20 protein-coding genes are annotated in these 18,489 nt (G+C 30.7%); all 20 read right to left on the bottom strand.

The annotated features are described in order from the left end of the window. Positions 1–7: 7 nt before the first annotated feature. The 20 genes from nrdR to G9F72_RS15885 all read right to left on the bottom strand — a co-directional run bounded on the left by nrdR (position 8) and on the right by G9F72_RS15885 (position 18,388). Positions 8–463 (bottom strand): transcriptional regulator NrdR, encoded by a 456-nt coding sequence (gene nrdR, locus G9F72_RS15790; protein WP_164956055.1) that lies wholly within the window; start codon positions 461–463, stop codon positions 8–10. 135 nt (positions 464–598) lie between these two features. Further along, on the bottom strand, positions 599–847 hold the full coding sequence (locus tag G9F72_RS15795; protein WP_411955961.1) for a YlmC/YmxH family sporulation protein: 249 nt from the start codon (positions 845–847) through the stop codon (positions 599–601). 238 nt (positions 848–1,085) lie between these two features. Further along, positions 1,086–1,859, bottom strand: coding sequence for an RNA polymerase sporulation sigma factor SigG (gene sigG, locus G9F72_RS15800; protein WP_164955608.1), 774 nt, complete (start codon positions 1,857–1,859; stop codon positions 1,086–1,088). Between the two features lie 75 nt (positions 1,860–1,934). Then, on the bottom strand, positions 1,935–2,642 hold the full coding sequence (gene sigE / locus G9F72_RS15805) for an RNA polymerase sporulation sigma factor SigE (RefSeq protein WP_164955609.1): 708 nt from the start codon (positions 2,640–2,642) through the stop codon (positions 1,935–1,937). Positions 2,643–2,697: 55 nt separating this feature from the next. Further along, the gene (gene spoIIGA, locus G9F72_RS15810; RefSeq protein WP_164955610.1) at positions 2,698–3,504 is read right to left on the bottom strand and encodes a sigma-E processing peptidase SpoIIGA; all 807 of its coding nucleotides are present in this window, start codon (positions 3,502–3,504) and stop codon (positions 2,698–2,700) included. 239 nt (positions 3,505–3,743) lie between these two features. Beyond that, positions 3,744–4,835: a cell division protein FtsZ gene (gene ftsZ / locus G9F72_RS15815; RefSeq protein WP_164955611.1), complete on the bottom strand. Its 1,092-nt coding sequence runs from the start codon at positions 4,833–4,835 to the stop codon at positions 3,744–3,746. A 15-nt stretch (positions 4,836–4,850) separates the two neighbouring features. Beyond that, positions 4,851–6,092, bottom strand: a complete 1,242-nt coding sequence (ftsA, locus tag G9F72_RS15820; RefSeq protein ID WP_164955612.1) for a cell division protein FtsA — start codon at positions 6,090–6,092, stop codon at positions 4,851–4,853. Positions 6,093–6,475: 383 nt separating this feature from the next. After that, on the bottom strand, positions 6,476–7,531 hold the full coding sequence (locus tag G9F72_RS15825) for a type IV pilus twitching motility protein PilT (RefSeq protein ID WP_164955613.1): 1,056 nt from the start codon (positions 7,529–7,531) through the stop codon (positions 6,476–6,478). Then, entirely contained in the window at positions 7,531–8,310 is a 780-nt protein-coding gene (aroE, locus tag G9F72_RS15830) for a shikimate dehydrogenase (protein ID WP_164955614.1), read from the bottom strand. The genes G9F72_RS15825 and aroE overlap by 1 nt, the downstream gene beginning before the upstream one ends. Before the next feature lie 91 nt (positions 8,311–8,401). Beyond that, on the bottom strand, positions 8,402–9,118 hold the full coding sequence (gene sigK / locus G9F72_RS15835; protein WP_263487165.1) for an RNA polymerase sporulation sigma factor SigK: 717 nt from the start codon (positions 9,116–9,118) through the stop codon (positions 8,402–8,404). A gap of 97 nt (positions 9,119–9,215) precedes the next feature. Beyond that, positions 9,216–10,916: a penicillin-binding transpeptidase domain-containing protein gene (locus G9F72_RS15840; RefSeq protein ID WP_164955616.1), complete on the bottom strand. Its 1,701-nt coding sequence runs from the start codon at positions 10,914–10,916 to the stop codon at positions 9,216–9,218. Positions 10,917–10,976: 60 nt separating this feature from the next. Then, positions 10,977–11,612, bottom strand: coding sequence for a uridine kinase (gene udk, locus G9F72_RS15845; protein ID WP_164955617.1), 636 nt, complete (start codon positions 11,610–11,612; stop codon positions 10,977–10,979). Then, positions 11,612–12,835 (bottom strand): peptidase U32 family protein, encoded by a 1,224-nt coding sequence (locus G9F72_RS15850; protein ID WP_411955936.1) that lies wholly within the window; start codon positions 12,833–12,835, stop codon positions 11,612–11,614. The genes udk and G9F72_RS15850 overlap by 1 nt, the downstream gene beginning before the upstream one ends. Positions 12,836–12,840: 5 nt before the next feature. Continuing rightward, the gene (locus tag G9F72_RS15855; RefSeq protein WP_164955619.1) at positions 12,841–13,509 is read right to left on the bottom strand and encodes an O-methyltransferase; all 669 of its coding nucleotides are present in this window, start codon (positions 13,507–13,509) and stop codon (positions 12,841–12,843) included. A gap of 93 nt (positions 13,510–13,602) precedes the next feature. Further along, positions 13,603–14,601: an endolytic transglycosylase MltG gene (mltG, locus tag G9F72_RS15860; protein WP_164955620.1), complete on the bottom strand. Its 999-nt coding sequence runs from the start codon at positions 14,599–14,601 to the stop codon at positions 13,603–13,605. Between the two features lie 21 nt (positions 14,602–14,622). Beyond that, positions 14,623–16,452, bottom strand: a complete 1,830-nt coding sequence (gene typA / locus G9F72_RS15865; RefSeq protein ID WP_164955621.1) for a translational GTPase TypA — start codon at positions 16,450–16,452, stop codon at positions 14,623–14,625. Positions 16,453–16,702: 250 nt separating this feature from the next. Next, the gene (locus G9F72_RS15870) at positions 16,703–17,155 is read right to left on the bottom strand and encodes a Fur family transcriptional regulator (protein ID WP_164955622.1); all 453 of its coding nucleotides are present in this window, start codon (positions 17,153–17,155) and stop codon (positions 16,703–16,705) included. 153 nt (positions 17,156–17,308) lie between these two features. Then, on the bottom strand, positions 17,309–17,566 hold the full coding sequence (locus G9F72_RS15875) for a DUF1292 domain-containing protein (RefSeq protein WP_164955623.1): 258 nt from the start codon (positions 17,564–17,566) through the stop codon (positions 17,309–17,311). Positions 17,567–17,635: 69 nt separating this feature from the next. Beyond that, complete coding sequence (gene ruvX / locus G9F72_RS15880; RefSeq protein WP_164955624.1) at positions 17,636–18,055, bottom strand: Holliday junction resolvase RuvX; 420 nt, start codon at positions 18,053–18,055, stop codon at positions 17,636–17,638. A gap of 75 nt (positions 18,056–18,130) precedes the next feature. Next, complete coding sequence (locus tag G9F72_RS15885; protein WP_125004709.1) at positions 18,131–18,388, bottom strand: IreB family regulatory phosphoprotein; 258 nt, start codon at positions 18,386–18,388, stop codon at positions 18,131–18,133. Between the last annotated feature and the right edge of the window lie 101 nt (positions 18,389–18,489).

The following is an 18,489-nucleotide window of genomic DNA, read 5'->3' on the forward strand; positions in this document are numbered from 1 at the left end:
GTGCTTATTATTCCTTAGACATTAACTTTCTTATTTCTTCCATAAATGTATTTATATCTTTGAATTGCCTATAAACTGAAGCAAATCTCACATAAGAAACCTCATCTATATTTTTTAGTATACTCATAATGATTTCTCCTATATAGTCAGATTTCACTTCTGTAAGCATTTCATTATTCAACTGTTTCTCTACCTCATCACAAATGACTTCAATTTGCATTCTTGATACTGGTCTCTTTTGACAAGCCTTCATAAGGCCATTTATTATTTTTGATCTATCAAAATACTCTCTATTAAAATCCTTTTTTATAACTAAAATAGGTATATCCTCTACTTTTTCATAAGTAGTATATCGCTTAAAACAACTAAGACATTCTCTTCTTCTTCTAGTTGCAATATTATCCTCAGTTGATCTAGAATCTACTACCTTACTTTCTTCACAGCTGCAATATGGACACTTCAATGTTTTCACGCCCTTTTCCTTTATAGTTAGCAAATATACTAACATTATACACTTTTTCTTATAAATTAAAATACTTTAAGCACATAAAAATAAATAACAAGTATAATGACTTGTTATTTGTTTTTATGTGCCACACTATTCATTTTCTATATTTAAGTCACTACCATCTACAAGAATAACATCCACACCAATTTTTTTCACTTTTTCCCAAGGTATCTCAATACTATTATTTTTATTGAACCAAGACGATTTTTGAGTCGGAAGCAAGATTGAAATAATTCTATATTCTTCACAATCAACTTTTAAATCTTTGATGTATCCCAGTTTTGAGCCTGAATTTATATCTATAATTTCCATCTGTCTTAAGTTATTTATTGCAAACATTAAGCTATCCACTTTATTACCCCCCATAAGTTTTTGTAAAACCGCCTTTTAAAGATAGATAGTACTTATACTATACTATTTTTAAAATACATAACACTATATATTATTTATATTCATCAGTTACTAAAAATATTATTTATAATTGGAACAATTTTAATTTTTTACAATAACGCATCTAGCAATAAAAAATTTCAAGCATAATTTAGAATGGATTGCAAAAAGGTCCCACAAGGGGACCTTATACATACTTTCTCATGTGTTTTAATGCAGTTTTTTCTAGTCTAGAAACCTGCAGCTTAGGTATACCTATTTCATTAGCTACTTCCATTTGAGTTCTTCCATGGGCAAATCTTAAGTTTAAGATTAATTTTTCTCTACCATTTAAGTTTTTCATTGCCTCTTTAATTCTTATATCTTCAAGCCAATTATCATCTAAGCTTTTACTGTCACCTATTTTATCCATTACATAAATAGCATCTTCACCATTATGATAAAGTGGTTCAAATAAAAATACAGGATCTTGTAATGTATCGAGTGCAAATACAACGTCTTCCTTTGGTAGTTCTAATTCCGTTGCTATTTGGGATATGGTGGGTTCTTTATTATCCTCTTTCACCAATCTATCTCTAGCTTGCAATGCGCTATACGCAATATCCTGGAGTGCCATACTAAACCTAACAGGACTATTATCACTTAGGTACCTTCTTATTTCCTCAATAATTATAGGAACTGCATATGTTGAAAACTTAACATTCAAACTTAAATCAAAATTATCTATAGAATTCATTAAACTATTACTGGCTATTTGAAATAAATCATTCGAGTTTACTCCACTATTATTGAAGTGTTCTATTATACTTAAAATAAGTCTATTATTTCCTTTAATAAATGTTTCTCTACACTCAACATCACCATGTTGCACCCTAAATAGCAGCTCTTTCATTTCTTTTTCTTTTAATACTTGTAATTTCGAAGAATTTACTCCACATATTTCTACTTTATTGTTCATCATAAGGACATCATTCCCTTCAGAGTAATTGTCTTAAATTATGTCCTTATGATTTAATTTTTATACCTAAAGACAACCCTACACCATTTTATTTATTTCTTTTTTTAATCTTTTTATAATTCTTTTTTCAAGTCTTGATATATATGATTGTGATATTCCAAGGATATCAGCCACTTCCTTTTGTGTTTTTTCTGTAGCTCCATTTAATCCAAATCTTAGTTGTACAATTTCTTTTTCCCTTGAATTTAAACGTTGCATAGCAAGCCAAAGCAATTGTTTATCTACATCATCTTCAATAATATTGTAAACTACATCATTATCTGTACCAAGTATGTCAGAAAGTAATAATTCATTACCGTCCCAATCAACATTTAGGGGCTCATAAAAAGATATTTCCGTTTTAATTTTACTATTCCGCCTAAGATACATTAAAATTTCATTTTCAATACATCTTGATGCATATGTAGCTAGCTTGATTTTTTTTTCAGGATCAAAAGTATTAACTGCTTTGATAAGCCCTATGGTTCCTACGGAAATTAAGTCCTCAACATTTACACCTGTATTTTCAAACTTCCTAGCTATATATACTACTAGTCTTAAATTTCTTTCAATTAAGGTGGCTCTCACCTTTTTATCTCCTGTATCTAATCTGACTACTAATTCATCCTCTTCATCCTTAGTTAAAGGAGGCGGTAGTGCGTCATTCCCCCCTATATAAAACAAATTTTTTGAAAATACTTTGAATTTAACAATCAACTTGTTTAACACTACTTTAAAATTAAACATAATATCCTCCTTGTCTCTATTTTTTATACATAATATTTATTGTTTTTTAAACCTATTAACTTAGGATTCCTCTAGACATGAGTCCGTTATAGTCATTATCTTTACTTAATTTATACTCACAAAAGGCTATAATTACATCTCTTGTTTCAACGTTTTTTTTATCAATATGAATATTAATATATTCTGGTTTAAACCCTACAAGTCGCCCATTGGTTCCATTTAGCACAGTATAGGGAATGTAATAAGTATTGTTTTTTTCAAGCATTACCTCACTTAAAATATCCCGTTCAACAATTAATACTGGCAAATTAGTAGCAGGCTCACGAAGCTCATTTCCGGTATCTAAAAATGCCGTAATCGTTTTTTTATAACTTTTATTTATTATATCAATAGTGTATATAAGGGTTAATATCTTTTTTCTATCTCCTATAAAAATTATAATCCTATATATCAATATATAAATTACCATTACTGAAAGAAGTAGTTTTTCATAAGGAAAATTTATTATAATTACATCAAATGACATATTTTTACTATTGCTTATTTGAATAAATAAACACATCCCAGCTAAAAGAATTGAATATAGTATAAAGATTAGACAAGCTTTAATAATGAATATAATATTCTTTTCTCTAAAAACAATTAAAATCATTACAATGACTATTAATATTTTAAAAGGGATATATGATAAGTATTTAAGCCCTGGGTACACTACTGTTAAAACGTATAAGCTACCCACAAAACTTGATAAGCAAATCCACATAAGCTTTACTCTTTTTCTTAATGTTTGAACAGTAACATGCAATATGAATAGATTAACTATAAAATTTACTAATATAAGAACATCTACATATACTATCACTCGTCCTTCCTCCTTTAAAAACATTATATAACTTATACAATCAAAATTTTGTCATTTTTTACCACAATATTAATTTTTATTCTTTTATAAATCGTCACTAATTCCCATATTTTGTTTTAAACGCAAATAAAGTGCCTTTCGGCACTTTATTATTTGTTAGTTAGATTCGGATAAATTACAAGTCAGTATCCTAGTCTATTTTATTCTATTCTAACCTTACCTATTTAATTGAATGTATCTTATTTACTCTGTCTCCTTAAAAAAGCTGGAATTTCTAAATCAGAAGTCTCATAATCTTTAGTATAAGCAGCTTCTTCAATAGGTTTAACAAACTCTTTTTCTTTAGACTTTGGCACAGTTTTAACTTTTAACATTTTTTCATTTTCAAAACCAGTTGCAATAACTGTTATTCTTATTTCATCTTTTAGATTCTCATCTATAACTGCACCAAATATAATATTAGCATCTGGATCTGCAGCGCCTTGAACAATTTCCGCAGCTTCATTTATTTCAAGCAAGCCTAAGTCCGTTCCACCAGTAATATTTAAAAGTACACCAGTAGCACCAACTATAGAAGTTTCGAGTAATGGGCTTGAAATTGCTTGCTTTGCTGCTTCTTGAGATCTGTTATCACCTGAAGCTCTACCAACGCCCATATGTGCAAGACCTTTTGCAAGCATAATTGTTCTCACATCTGCAAAATCTAGATTTACAAGACCAGGTATAGTAATTAAATCAGATATACCTTGTATACCTTGTCTTAAAACATCATCTGCCATTTTGAAAGAGTCCATCAATGTAGTTTTTTTATCTACCATAGTTAATAATCTTTCATTTGGAATTGTTACCAACGTATCTACAGTTTCTTTAAGAGTTTTTATTCCTATTTCAGCATTAATCATTCTTTTTCTTCCCTCAAAAGGAAATGGTTTTGTTACAACTCCTACAGTTAGTATACCCATAGATTTAGCAATTTCTGCAACCACAGGTGCAGCACCAGTACCTGTACCACCACCCATACCAGCAGTAATAAATACCATATCTGCTCCTTTTATAGCTTGGGATATTTCATCTCTGCTTTCTTCTGCCGCTTTCATTCCAATCTCTGGATTGGCTCCTGCTCCTAGCCCCTTAGTTAATTTATCACCAATTTGAATTTTTTGTACCGCATGAGAAAGAATTAAAGCTTGCTTATCTGTGTTTATAGCTATAAACTCTACGTTTTTAAGTCCTTCCATAATCATTCTGTTTATAGCGTTATTTCCTCCGCCACCACACCCAATTACTTTAATTTGAGCAAATTCTTGAACATCAACATCGAAATCTAGCACAACACTACCTCCTTATTAGAAAAAGTCTGCAAAAAACCCTTTGATTTTTGCTGCAAATTCGTTTTTTCCATTTTTATTTTGTTTTTTTGACCATTTACCTTCATCTATCTCTTCAGAAAAGCTATTATTAGATTTAAGATTATTACTAGCTTGTACAACTATTCCAACTGCAGTAACGTATATGGGGCTAGCTGCGCCCACATAATCTGGAGAACCTATTCTTACTGATTTATTGAATATCTGTTTACTGAGCTCTGTGGTGCCTCTAAATAATGAGATACCTCCACCAACAATAACTATACCAGAAATATCCTTATAAAATTCACTATTTAGTAAGTTTCTTTTAATTAAGTTTAATAATTCTTCTACTCTAGCCTCTATTATATCAACTAACAAATTATTATCAATATCCGTGTAATTATCATAAGAATCTTTAACTCTAATTTTTTCTACATCAATTTCTTTACCCTTAACTAAACTTCCATATTTAAGCTTTAATCTTTCGCCTTCGCTAAAGGGAACCTTAAGACAAACTGATATATCATTAGTTATATTATTTCCACCTAATTGAAGAATAGAAGTATATTTTAATTTTGAACCCTTGTATATTGAGATATCTATGGTCTGTGCTCCAACATCTACAATTGCTATGCCCATATCTTTCTCTTCTCTTCGTAGAACAGCCTCTGAAATAGCCGATGGTTGAAGTACTATACCACTAACTTTAATTCCAGCACGTTTCACGCTTTTTAATAAATTATTAACTACGGTGGATTGTGCCATGACTACTTGTGCTTCAACTTCTAGCCTAGCTCCACTCATGCCTCTCGGGTCTTTGATATTGTCATAGCCATCTACAATATATTGTTCAGGTTCAACACCTACTATTTCTTTATCGGCTGGAACTGAGATAAGTTTAGCTGCTTCAATTACTCTGTCCACATCAGATTGTTTAATTTCTCTGTCTTCAGAAGATATTGCAATCATTCCAGTATTTCTTACTAGTTCACAAATTCCTCCAGGTAGTGATATATATGCCTCGCTTATCTGTATATCTGTCATACGCTCTAATTGTGTGATACATTGCTTTATAGCTTCAGCTGTACTATCAATATCTTTTACAACTGATTTATTTAAACCACTACATACCACTGATGTAATGCCTATAATCTGAAGTTTTCCACTGCTACCAACCTTACCAACTGCTCCACATATTTTCGATGAGCCTAAATCAATTCCTACTATATGTTCATTCATTAAGTTTATCCCCCCTCGTAAGAGAAACCTCAAGTGTATATATTCAACAAAAAAAGAAATTTTCCTCTTATTTAATTGGTTTTTTTATAATATTTATTATAAATTTAAATACAATTAAAGTTGCTTACATTTTATTCTATATTTGTAGCTGTATATAAACTTAATTAAAAATTTTCAAACTACATAATAATAATGACAACAATGTTTAAAAAGTTAACTTTTCTTCTAGTTTAGTATAATAGCAATATATAAAAAAAGCAATATTATATCACTTAGTTAACTTTATGTTAACCTTATCCAACAAATGTAAGATTAAAAACTTGCTTTAAAGTAAAAATAAAGCTAAAAGCTAATATTCATTATGCTTTTAGCTTAATTATTCACTAAAGTGCTAGCATTCTTAACATCATTTCATTGTCAACTGAGTATGTCATTGCCTCATCCTTTGATATAATTCCTTTTTTAAATAAATCTGCTATGGACATATCCATAGTTTTCATGCCATATTTCCCACCAGTTTGAACACAAGACTGTAATTGATGCGTTTTGCCTTCCCTTATAAGGTTTTGTATCGCAGGCGTTGATATCATTATCTCAAGGGCCGCAACTCGTCCTCTTTCATTAACTTTAGGTATTAATTGTTGAGAAACTATTCCTTGCATTACTGCGGCTAATTGGACTTTAATTTGTTGCTGCTGATGTGGAGGAAATACATCCACTATTCTATCTACAGTTTTTGCCGCACCTATAGTATGTAGCGTAGAGAAAACCAAATGTCCAGTTTCAGCCGCGGTAATAGCAATAGAAATTGTTTCAAGATCTCTCATTTCACCTACTAATATAACATCTGGATCTTCTCTAAGGATAGCTCTTAAAGCATTTTTATAATTTTTACTGTCTTTCCCAATTTCTCTTTGATTAATGATGGATTTATTATGTTTATGCAAATATTCAATAGGATCCTCTAGGGTTATAATATTACATGCTCTAGTAGAATTAATTTCATTAACCATAGCAGCTAGTGTAGTACTTTTACCACTGCCTGTAGGCCCAGTTACTAAAACTAATCCTCTTTGCTTCGTGGTAAGTGCGCGAACAACTTCTGGAAAATCAAGTTGTTTAAGCGTAGGTATTTTTAGGGCAACTACTCTAATAGCTATAGTGTCGCTTCCCCTTTGTTTATATACATTAACTCTAAACCTCCCAAGGCCGCCAATAGAGTAGGAAGTATCAATTTCTCCATTTTCATAGTATTCTTCATAAGAATCTTGTAAAATTTCTCTTGAATATTTTTCAGTATCTGATGGAGTTAATTTATCTTTCCCTACTTGTATTAGATGTCCATTAACTCTAATAACTGGTACGGAACCAACTGTTAAGTGCAAATCTGATGCATTTTGTTCTGTGGTTTTCTCTAGTAATTCACTAAGTGATATCATTATTTGTCCTCCTGTTCTTTTAATGAAGCTCTCCAAATATCTATGGCGAAATGGGCTTGAAATTTTAGCATATTCTTGCCATTTATAATCTTAGCTCCATTTTCCTCACCTTGCCCTAAAAATAATGTTTTCTCAGGTATATAGTTTAAATCGTATAATATATTTTTTTCTGAAGTGTTTTCTAGTTTTAATGTCAATTCCTTTAGATGATTTATTCCACCTAAGGGTGTACAATTCACAATTATACTGTAGTTGTTACAATCTATAATTGAATTAAATTCTATGAAATTATCTATTTTAGAAAATTCTTGAATAACCTTACATTTATCTCTTCCAGCAATGTCGATATATTCTATTCCCAAATCTTTAAGTGCAAAAAAAACGCTCTTTGCCGCACCTCCATTTCCAATAATCAGTGCCCTACCATTTAGAGAGTTAATCCCCTCTACTTTTAAACTTTTAATGAAACCTAGATAATCTGTATTGTAACCAATAAGCTTATTATTTTTTAAAACAACCGTATTGACTGCTCCTATATCCTTTGCAGGACACACAACCTTGTCTAGAAAATTTATAATATGCTCTTTATAGGGTATTGTTACATTAAAGCCAATTATATTATTATCATCTAAATTTTCAATAAAATAAGCTATTTCATTGTATTGTAAATCAAATAGTTTGTAATGAAAATCAAGTCCATTTAGTCTGTAGTAATCATTGTGAACTTTCGGTGACTGAGAATATTGTATATTATTACCAAGCAATCCAGTATACTTCACTTTATCATCTCCAAGTTATAATATGGACGATTTATAATATTCGACGAAATTATATAATTCTCCTTTTTTTATTTTTTTCTATTCTCTATATCTATTTATTAGTACAATTAAGTCTAGGTTTATTAGTATTATTCAATTCTCTATACAGCTTTTTTAAAGCTCTCTTTTCAATTCTAGACACATAAGACCTAGAAATCCCTAGAATTAATGCAATTTCTCTTTGGGTTCGAGGGTTACCATCAAGTAATCCATAACGCATTTGAATTATTATCTTTTCTCTATCCATCAAAGCTAAGTTTATCTTGCTATATAGCTTTTTAATTTGTATTTTATTTTCTACTATTTCAATAATAGAATCTTCATCACTACTTAATACATCCATAAGTGATATTTCATTTCCCTCTTTATCAATTCCAATAGGGTCCTGTAAATACACCTCACCTTTTGTTTTTTTATTATTGCGAATAAGCATTAGTATCTCGTTTTCTATGCACCTTGCAGCATAGGTAGCAAGCCTTGTTCCCTTGCTTGTATCAAAGGAGTCAATGGCTTTAATTAGTCCTACAGTTCCAATGGATATTAGGTCATCTACATCCTTTCCTGGATAGGAATATTTTTTCACTATATGTGCTACTAGTCTTAGATTTCGTTCAACTAATATACTTTTAGCTAGTAAATCGCCTTGTTTTAACATTGTTAAATAGGATTTTTCTTCTTCTTCACTTAACGGTTGTGGAAAGGAACTACTACCAGTAATATAAGCTGTTAAAAATGTAACATTTCCAATCATATCTAATAAACAATTCATGAAAAACACGGAGGTTCCTCCTAATAGTGCTTATTAATATAATATGATTTATTTTATTAATATTGCCTGTACATTAAAAATTTATTTTATAAAAATTTTAGTCAATAGCTTTAAGTGCATTAACTATTTCTTTAAATATTGGAGCAGCCGTACTCCCACCTTCTTCATCCGCTACGCCTTTTATGTTCATTTCAATATTATTCACAAATACAACCATGGAATATTTTTTTTCATTCAAGGTAAAGAAGCCAACAAACCATCCATCTGATTTGGTTATATTATTTTCAGTATACGTAGTAGTTCCTGTTTTTCCACCTATATTCATACCTTTAATGTATGCCTGTTTTCCTGTACCTTTGTTTACTACATCCATCATATGAAGTTTAACTGTTTCTGCAGTTTCATTTTTTAATACACGAGAAGATTTAGAAGTAATTTTCTCTAAAGTTACCTTATTGTCATTTATGTATTCGTCAATTATTGTTGGCTCTACATATATTCCATTATTTATTATAGTATTAGGAATACTAATGGCTTGTAGTGGTGTTATTCTAGCAGTCATACCAATAGCTGAATTAGTGGTATCCTCAGGCCTAGGCTTTGATAAATCCACCTCTAATTTACCATTTTGCTCCTGCTGAAAATCTAAAACTTTACTGAATAACCCTTGCTTTCTTGCATAATCATATATATTTGGAAGACCTATTATCCTACCTAATTGACCGAATGCATCATTAGAAGAATCAGACAGTGCCTCTCCAAGAGTGTATTCATATCCAATTTCATGCTTATCATGATTTTTAAATATATTGCCTTTTACTTTAATTGTTGTATCCTTGTCTATTAAATTTAAATCTAGTCCAGCCGCCTCCACAATAACTTTAAAAATCGATCCTGCAAAATAGGCATTACCTAAATTTGCATTAGACATATTATCATCCTTTTGTGCCATTGCTCTTATTTTTCCAGTACTACTCTCCATTAGCACAACACCAATTTGTTTATATTTTTCCTCATGAAGAATCTCTTCAACACTATCCTGAAATTCTTTATCTAAGGTAAGTTTTACATTAACATTGTTTTCAGGTTCAATAATTTTGCCTTCAGATATTTCACCATCAACGCCTTTGATAAATCTAATTTTTGTAAATTCATTATTTTTAATTTTATTATATATTTGCATTTCTAAAGATTCATCACTTTTTACAGCAAGCGTACTAATCTCTTTTTTAGTTACAGGGTCTACTTGAGTTTTATTATATGATGTATTTATTAATACATTTTCTATTTTCCAGTACCTGTCATTTATTACTTCATTAGCGGCAAAAGTATAAAAACCCTTTACACCTTTGATACCCTTAAGCTTATCAAAAGTGTCTGAGTCAATTTTATATCTTATTTTCTGACCATTACCACTACCTTTTATTTTATCTAAATCATAATTGCTATTATAATTTCTTAAAGTAAAAGTTAAGGATTCCAAATCATATTTGCTAGTGTATTCGTTAAATCTTAAATAATCTACTGGATCAATAATTGCGTAATAGTTCACAACATACCCTAAAAGAGGTTTATTATTACAATCTGTTAAATTATATTTAAGACCATATTTTTCCTCTATTGTATATTGTGCATCAGCCATAGTTTTAAGGGATTCAGCTTTAAAATACATGTAATTTGTAATTTTCCAAATCAAAAAACAAAATAATAAGATAAATATACTCATTAACATCCAAGTTCTTTTTTGAAGTTCTCTCCTTTGATTCGAATCTCCGAATATACTATTTCGTCTATACATAAAAACACCTCACTTAGCCTAATTCTAGCCTTAAATGAGATGTTCTATACTTAATAATAGCTATTCTTGTGTTACCTGCTTCTGAAGTGTCTGCCTTATATTTGAAGTAATGATATCTATAGCTACTTTATTATGTCCGCCTTCAGGTATAATAATATCCGCATGCCTTTTAGTAGGTTCAGTGAATTGTTCATGCATTGGTTTAACAACATTTAAATATTGCTTTATAACAGAATCTGTTGTTCTACCTCTCTCATTAATATCCCTCACCAGTCTTCTTATAAACCTGACGTCAGCATCCGTATCTACGTATATTTTAATATCAAGCATGTCTCTAAGAACTTTTTCCGAAAGTACAAGAATTCCTTCAACTATAATAATTTCCTTTGGCTGAACAGAAACTGTTTCATGCATTCTGTTATGTATTTCAAAATTATATATAGGCTTTTCAATAGCCTGTCCTTCTAAAAGAAGATTAAGATGCTCAACTAAAAGTGAAGTATCAAAAGCATCTGGATGATCATAGTTTGTTTTTATCCTTTCTTCAAAAGAAAGATTACTTTGATCCTTATAATAAGAATCTTGTTCAAGCATTGCAATACATGTATCATCAAACTGTTTATAAATCTCTCTTGCAATGGTGCTTTTCCCGGATCCCGTTCCTCCAGTTATTCCTATTGAAATCGGACGATGCATTATTTTTCCTCCTTGCATTTTATAAGTATATCATTTTCGCGGAGTTTTTCCACAACATTTACAGTAAATAACATCTGAGCAATTGGAGCAGATGATATGTTCTCTCCTTTAGAATTTCTCATTTCATTAAGCACAATTAGTACATTATCCCCTATAGGTCTTAGTACTTCAACAGAGTCACCTTGGAATACTTTATTTCGTTGCTCTATTACTGCAATATTAGTCTCTTCATTATATTCCCGTACAATTCCTACAATATCATAATCTCTAATATAAGAAGAGGATTCATATATCTGTTTGTTTGGATCTCCAAAATAAAATCCAGTATAATATTGTCTGTGGCTCGGCTTTAGGAGATTATCCATCCATTTTTGCTGAAACTCATAATTTACTGAATCCTCTATATAAGCATCCACAGCCTCTCTATATGATTTACATACAGAAGCGACATAATATGAGCTTTTCATTCTTCCTTCTATTTTAAAGGACATTATACCTGATTCCATAAGTTCTGGTATATGTTCTATCATGCATAAGTCCTTTGAATTCATTATATAAGTACCTTTATCATCTTCAATTACAGGAAAATATTCTCCATCTCTTTTTTCTTCCATTAAGAAATATTTATATCTACATGGTTGGGCGCATTGTCCCCTATTAGCATCTCTACCCGTCATATAATTAGACATTAGACATCTTCCAGAATAGGACATACACATAGATCCATGAACGAATGCTTCAAGTTCACAAGTATCCGGTAATTTTTCTCTAATTTCTTTAATTTCTTCTAGGGATAATTCTCTTGCAAGAACAATTCTTTTTACCCCTTGTTTATGCCAAAAAATAGCTGATTTATAGTTTACATTGTTAGATTGAGTGCTTAGGTGAATTTCTAAATTTGGCACAACTTCTCTAGCCGTCATAATAATTCCTGGGTCAGATACAATTATAGCATCTGCACCTAGTTCATATACCTCTTTTAGGTACTCCTCAAGGCCATCTAAATCCTCATTGTGAGGTATTACATTTAATGTAACATATACCTTTTTTCCTCTTAAATGCGCATACTCTATACCTTCTTTTAATTGATCATTACTAAAATTATCTGCAAAAGCTCTTAAATTTAATTTACTTCCACCTAAATAAACTGCATCTGCACCAAAATTTATAGCTGCTTTTAATTTTTCTAAATTTCCTGCAGGTGCTAGTATTTCTGGTTTCATTGGCTTCATTCCTCCTTGCTACTTTCTGCACATTTTCTTACCGTAACGGAGATGCCATCTCCCATTGGTATTACAGAAGTTATAAGTTCATCATTATTAGATACTAATTCTAAATAGCTTTTCATACGTTTTATTATAGTGACTTTTCTACGTGTTGCAAGATCTTTTGATGCAACCATTCCTCTGAAAAGAACATTATCAGCAATAAGAACTCCATGCTTTTTCAGAAGCCTAAGGCAATGCGGAAGAAAATGATTATAGTGTGCTTTACCTGCATCCATAAAAATCATATCATATTCATCCACAAGATTTTCTAAAATTTCTAGACAGTCTCCTTGTAGAATAGTGATTTCATTTTGTAATCCGTATTTTTTTATATTAGCCTTTGCAAGCTCTATCATTTTTTCATCTCTTTCAATAGTGGTTATTTCACACAAACCACCAAGAGTTAAATTCATTAAAATAGCAGAATATCCTATGGCCGTACCTAGTTCCAATATCTTTTTAGGTCTATTCATAGTTACCATTAGCTCTAAAAATTTAGCAGTTTCTTTTTGAACTATAGGAACTCTATGCTCTAGAGCGAAATTTTCTAAATCTTCTAAAGTGCCAGTATTACCTGGAATCAACTCTCTTAAATATTGTTCCATATAATCATGTGTTATCCCACTCATTTAATTCCCTCCAAAAATTAATTAAGGCACATGAAAATAAATAACAAGTCAAAGCTGTTAGTCTATTTATTTTCATGTGCCTAACACAGTTAATTAAAATCCTTGTGTTACAGCTTTAACTTTTAAAAATTCATTATAGTCATTTGAAAAAAAATGTTTTCCATTATTATCTAAAACAAAGTATAAATAATTTGTTTTAGCAGGAGATAGTACTGCTTTAATAGAGGCTTTTCCAGGGCTACATATTGGTCCCACAGGAAGGCCTTCTACCTTGTATGTATTATAAGGCGATTTAACTTCTAAATCCCTATTATACAGTTTTTCTTTATGTTTACCTATTGAATATAAAACAGTTGCACAAGATTGCAGTTTCATATTTTTATCTAATCTATTATAAAAAACAGATGCTACTTTATTTCGTTCACGTGAATCACTAGTTTCTCGTTCAACAATAGATGACATTATTATTATATCATCTAATTTTTTCATATCTATAGGTTTTTCTTTATTTAGTTCATTTATAGTGCTATAAAATTTATCCACCATCAGTTTTATTATTACCTGCCCACTCATACCAGCTTTAAGCTCATATGTAGCTGGAAAAAGAAAACCTTCCAAGTTAAAATCTCGGTTTTTATTTTCATGTATATAAGTTGGTAGCTTATAATTTTTACAACTCTCCATAAATATTTCACTATCTATTATGCCTTTTTCTTGTAATGCCTTTGCAATTTCCTTTATATCAAAGCCCTCAGGTATAGTTACTTTAATAATATCTTCCTCATTTCCTAGAGTTGATAAAATGGTTATAAGCTCATCAACTGTAGCATCTTTTGGAATAAAGAACTTTCCTGAGTGTATATTGGATTTGACTCCATTTTTCTTGATATAAAACTTTATAATACTTGAGTTTTTTATAGCCCCATTTTGGTTTAAATCATCTAGTATACTATATAGAGTGTCACCATCTTTAACATTAACATGGATCTCTTCGCTAGTTACAATAGGATGTTGTATTATTTTCTTATACTGAAAAATACCAGCTAATACACAAACTATTAAAACCCCAATTAATAGCCCTATCTTTTTCATTAAACCTCCCCGTAATTCTAACTATTTATTTGATTTACTACTTGCTCTTTTTCTTTCTCCTGAGTCTAATATTCTTTTTCTCATTCTAATGTTTAGAGGAGTAATTTCAACTAACTCATCATTAGCTACAAATTCTAAGCACTGCTCTAGTGTCATAGGTCTTAGCGGAGTTAGTTTTAGTGCATCATCTGCTCCTGAAGATCTAGTGTTTGTTAACTGTTTCTTTCTACATACATTTACTTCTATATCTCCAGCTCTTGCACATTCCCCTGCAACCATTCCTGCATATACAGGAATTCCTGCTGGTATGAATAGAGTTCCTCTTTCTTGAGCATTGTATAATCCGTAAGTTACTGATTCTCCGCCTTCAAATACAATTAGTGAACCTCTACTTCTATCTGGAATTTCTCCTCTATACTTATCGTAACCATCTAGAACGTGATTCATAATACCATTACCTTTAGTATCAGTCATAAGTTCACTTCTAAAGCCAATTAATCCTCTTGATGGTACTTTAAATTCTAATCTAGTGTATCCATTTATAGCAGAAGTCATATTAACCATCTCTGCTTTTCTAGGTCCCATTTTTTCCATTACTACGCCCATAAATTCTTCTGGCACGTCAATTGTAAGGTGCTCAATTGGCTCTGTTTTATGGCCATTTTCCTCTTTATATATAACATTTGCCTTTGACACTTGGAATTCATATCCTTCACGTCTCATAGTTTCAATTAGAACTGAAAGATGAAGTTCTCCTCTTCCACTTACTTCAAAACCATCTGCGTCTTCAGTTTCTTCTACTCTTAAACTAACATTAGTTTCAAGTTCTTTCATAAGTCTATCTCTTATGTGTCTTGATGTAACATAAGTTCCTTCTTGGCCTGCAAAAGGAGAATTATTAACCATGAAATTCATAGTTAGTGTAGGCTCATCAATTTCAACGAATGGAAGTGCTTCTGGTTCATTAATATCAGCTATTGTTTCTCCAATGTTAATGTCTGGAATACCAGAAACTGCTACGATATCACCAAGCATTGCTTCTTCAGTTTCTTCTCTTTTAAGACCATTGTAAACGAACAGCGCTGAAACTTTAACATTGTTTATTGTGCCATCTTTTCTTATAAGTGCTATTTGTTGATTTCTTTTTATTGATCCTCTTTCAACTTTTCCTATTCCAATTTTTCCAACATACTCATTATAATCAATAGTTGAAATAAGCATTTGAAGTGGCATATCTAAATATCCTTCTGGTGCTTTTACATTCTTTACTATAGAATCAAATAATGGTTCCATGTTGTCACTTACATCATCAACTTCCAATTTAGCAAACCCTTCTCTAGCAGAAGCATATACCACTGCAAAGTCTAATTGTTCATCATCTGCTCCAAGTTCAACAAATAGGTCAAAGACTTCATCAAGTACATCTGTAGGACGAGCATCTTTTCTATCTATTTTGTTTATAACAACGATAGGTTTAAGATTTAATTCTAATGCTTTTTTCAAAACAAATTTAGTTTGTGGCATTGGACCTTCATATGCATCAACTACAAGAAGTACACTATCAACCATCTTAAGTACTCGTTCAACTTCTCCGCCAAAGTCAGCGTGGCCTGGAGTATCAACTATATTTATTTTAATTCCATTATGCATTACTGCTGTATTCTTAGAAAGAATTGTTATTCCTCTTTCTTTTTCTAAATCATTAGAGTCCATTACTCTCTCTTGTACTCTTTCATTTTCTCTAAAAACATGGCTTTGTTTAAGTAGACAATCCACCAGGGTAGTCTTGCCGTGATCTACGTGCGCAATTATTGCTATATTTCTAACATCATTTCTTGTAAATAAATTCATATTAATCCTCCAATTTTTTTTTCGTAAGTTTACACATTTTCTACAAACAAAAATTGGATACGTCATGAAGTATCCAATTTCCGCATTACTATACTTATTCTAATATTATCTTGCAAAAAAGTCAACTAGGTCTATTATACATTATTACCAAAAGATAAGTCTACCCCAATTGCATTATTTATTAGTAATATCATTGTATTTCTCTTATCTTTTAATGAAAGAATTTTCTGAAAAAACTAAATACTTTATATTATTTATCTAAGCATTTATCACAAACACCATAGAATTTTAAACTATGATCTTCAACTTTAAAATTGTATTTTTTTTCAACAATTGTTTCTAATTCATCAAGCAAATCTCCCTGTACCTCTAATACTTTGCCACAGCGATTGCATATTAAGTGATGGTGTTGATGGTTCTCATCTTCATGGATAAGTTCGTATCTACTGCATCCATCATCTAAATCTAGCTTTCGAATTACATTCATTTCTTCTAAAAGTTGAATTGTTCTATAAACAGTGGCAAGCCCTATTTCTGGGCAGTCAGATTTAACCAAGTCGTATAGTTCTTCCGCAGTGAGATGGCTACCTTCACTCTTAATTATTCCGTTTAAAATAGCTCTTCTCTGCGGAGTAAGCTTATATCCCTCTTGTTTTAAGGTTTCTTTTAAACTCTCAATTGTTTCTGGAGATAAATTTGACATATATGTACCCCTCTTCCACGAATATCATTTGACAAAGCACAATAAAATATATTTACTATAGTACTATTTTAATACTTTATTATAATATTGTCAATTGATAATCATTTAGTTTCAAGAAAACAGGCAAACTGACATAAAATCAATCAAAAGTGTTTAATCTTCCTCAGAAAAAATTGTTTCGTAAGCTTCAGAAATCATTTCAAACTCTTCATCATCTTCTATTGTTACTAAAATATCGTCACCCTCTGCATCCTTATCAATTCTTAATGCTATTGCATCAATATCCTCTTCGCCAGTTGGTGCAACTATAAGATATTCCCTATCTTCAATGTCTAATTTAGTTAGTACATCAAATTCTATTTCATTACCCTCTTCGTCATTTAATAATATAGTTTCAACATTGTTATCCATTTTATTTTCTCCCTTCAATTATATAATTATTATTTTAATTTCAATTACATATTATGTGATTGAAATAGATTATAGACGTGTGCCTAAACTATCTAAATATCCTTGCAAAATGAATGTAGCTGCAATTTTATCTACAATTTTTTTCCTTTTAGACCTAGTTAAATCACCCTCTAGCATTACTCTATTTGCGGCTACTGTACTTAATCTCTCATCCCACATTTTTATTGGTAAATCCAAGGTTTCGCAAAGTGCATCACAAAAGCGTTGAACTTTTTCTCCTTGTGGTCCTATAGTTCCATTCATGTTTTTAGGAAGCCCTGAAACAATAGTTTCTACATTGTATTCCTTGCATATTTTAGCAATTTCTACAATATCTAAAACTATACTTTTCCTTTTGATGGTTGTGATTCCTTGTGCTGTTAATCCTAATGGATCACATACAGCTACTCCTATTGTTCTATCTCCAATATCTAACCCTAATACTCTCATTCACATACTCCTTTAATAATAGCTTAATTAATCTATGGCATTACCATTAAAAAATAAAATGCCCCTAGGGGCATTTTATTTTTTAATGTCTAGATAAGATTTTAATACTTCTTCTAAGATTTCATCCCTCTCTAGCTTTCTTACTAACGCTCTTGCTCCATTGTAATTCGTTATATATGTGGGATCTCCTGAAATCAAATAACCTACCATTTGATTTACAGGGTTATATCCTTTTTTTATAAGTGAATTATATACGTCAGTCAAAATAGTTTTTGTTAAATCTTTTTTATCTTTTACAAAATCAAATTGGACTGTATTTTGATTAGTATCCATTGTATACACCCCTTTCCTAATTATAAACTAAACACTGCTAAATATATAATTTAAATATATTAACTCTCAATTTTCTAATATATTACAGTTTTTAGTTACAA

Origin of the sequence: Clostridium estertheticum (genome assembly GCF_011065935.2) — a bacterium.
GTDB classification, from domain to species: Bacteria; Bacillota; Clostridia; order Clostridiales; family Clostridiaceae; genus Clostridium_AD; species Clostridium_AD estertheticum_A.

Excerpts from the sequence above, each read along its gene's own strand:
- G9F72_RS15795 (WP_411955961.1), bottom strand. The coding sequence starts at position 847 with ATGTTTGCAATAAATAACTTAAGACAGATGGAAATTATAGATATAAAT.
- sigG (WP_164955608.1), bottom strand. The coding sequence starts at position 1,859 with ATGATGAACAATAAAGTAGAAATATGTGGAGTAAATTCTTCGAAATTA.
- sigE (WP_164955609.1), bottom strand. The coding sequence starts at position 2,642 with ATGTTTAATTTTAAAGTAGTGTTAAACAAGTTGATTGTTAAATTCAAA.
- ftsA (WP_164955612.1), bottom strand. The coding sequence starts at position 6,092 with ATGAATGAACATATAGTAGGAATTGATTTAGGCTCATCGAAAATATGT.
- G9F72_RS15825 (WP_164955613.1), bottom strand. The coding sequence starts at position 7,531 with ATGATATCACTTAGTGAATTACTAGAGAAAACCACAGAACAAAATGCA.
- sigK (WP_263487165.1), bottom strand. The coding sequence starts at position 9,118 with ATGAATTGTTTATTAGATATGATTGGAAATGTTACATTTTTAACAGCT.
- G9F72_RS15840 (WP_164955616.1), bottom strand. The coding sequence starts at position 10,916 with ATGTATAGACGAAATAGTATATTCGGAGATTCGAATCAAAGGAGAGAA.
- udk (WP_164955617.1), bottom strand. The coding sequence starts at position 11,612 with ATGCATCGTCCGATTTCAATAGGAATAACTGGAGGAACGGGATCCGGG.
- G9F72_RS15850 (WP_411955936.1), bottom strand. The coding sequence starts at position 12,835 with ATGAAACCAGAAATACTAGCACCTGCAGGAAATTTAGAAAAATTAAAA.
- G9F72_RS15855 (WP_164955619.1), bottom strand. The coding sequence starts at position 13,509 with ATGAGTGGGATAACACATGATTATATGGAACAATATTTAAGAGAGTTG.
- mltG (WP_164955620.1), bottom strand. The coding sequence starts at position 14,601 with ATGAAAAAGATAGGGCTATTAATTGGGGTTTTAATAGTTTGTGTATTA.
- typA (WP_164955621.1), bottom strand. The coding sequence starts at position 16,452 with ATGAATTTATTTACAAGAAATGATGTTAGAAATATAGCAATAATTGCG.
- G9F72_RS15870 (WP_164955622.1), bottom strand. The coding sequence starts at position 17,155 with ATGTCAAATTTATCTCCAGAAACAATTGAGAGTTTAAAAGAAACCTTA.
- G9F72_RS15875 (WP_164955623.1), bottom strand. The coding sequence starts at position 17,566 with ATGGATAACAATGTTGAAACTATATTATTAAATGACGAAGAGGGTAAT.
- ruvX (WP_164955624.1), bottom strand. The coding sequence starts at position 18,055 with ATGAGAGTATTAGGGTTAGATATTGGAGATAGAACAATAGGAGTAGCT.
- G9F72_RS15885 (WP_125004709.1), bottom strand. The coding sequence starts at position 18,388 with ATGGATACTAATCAAAATACAGTCCAATTTGATTTTGTAAAAGATAAA.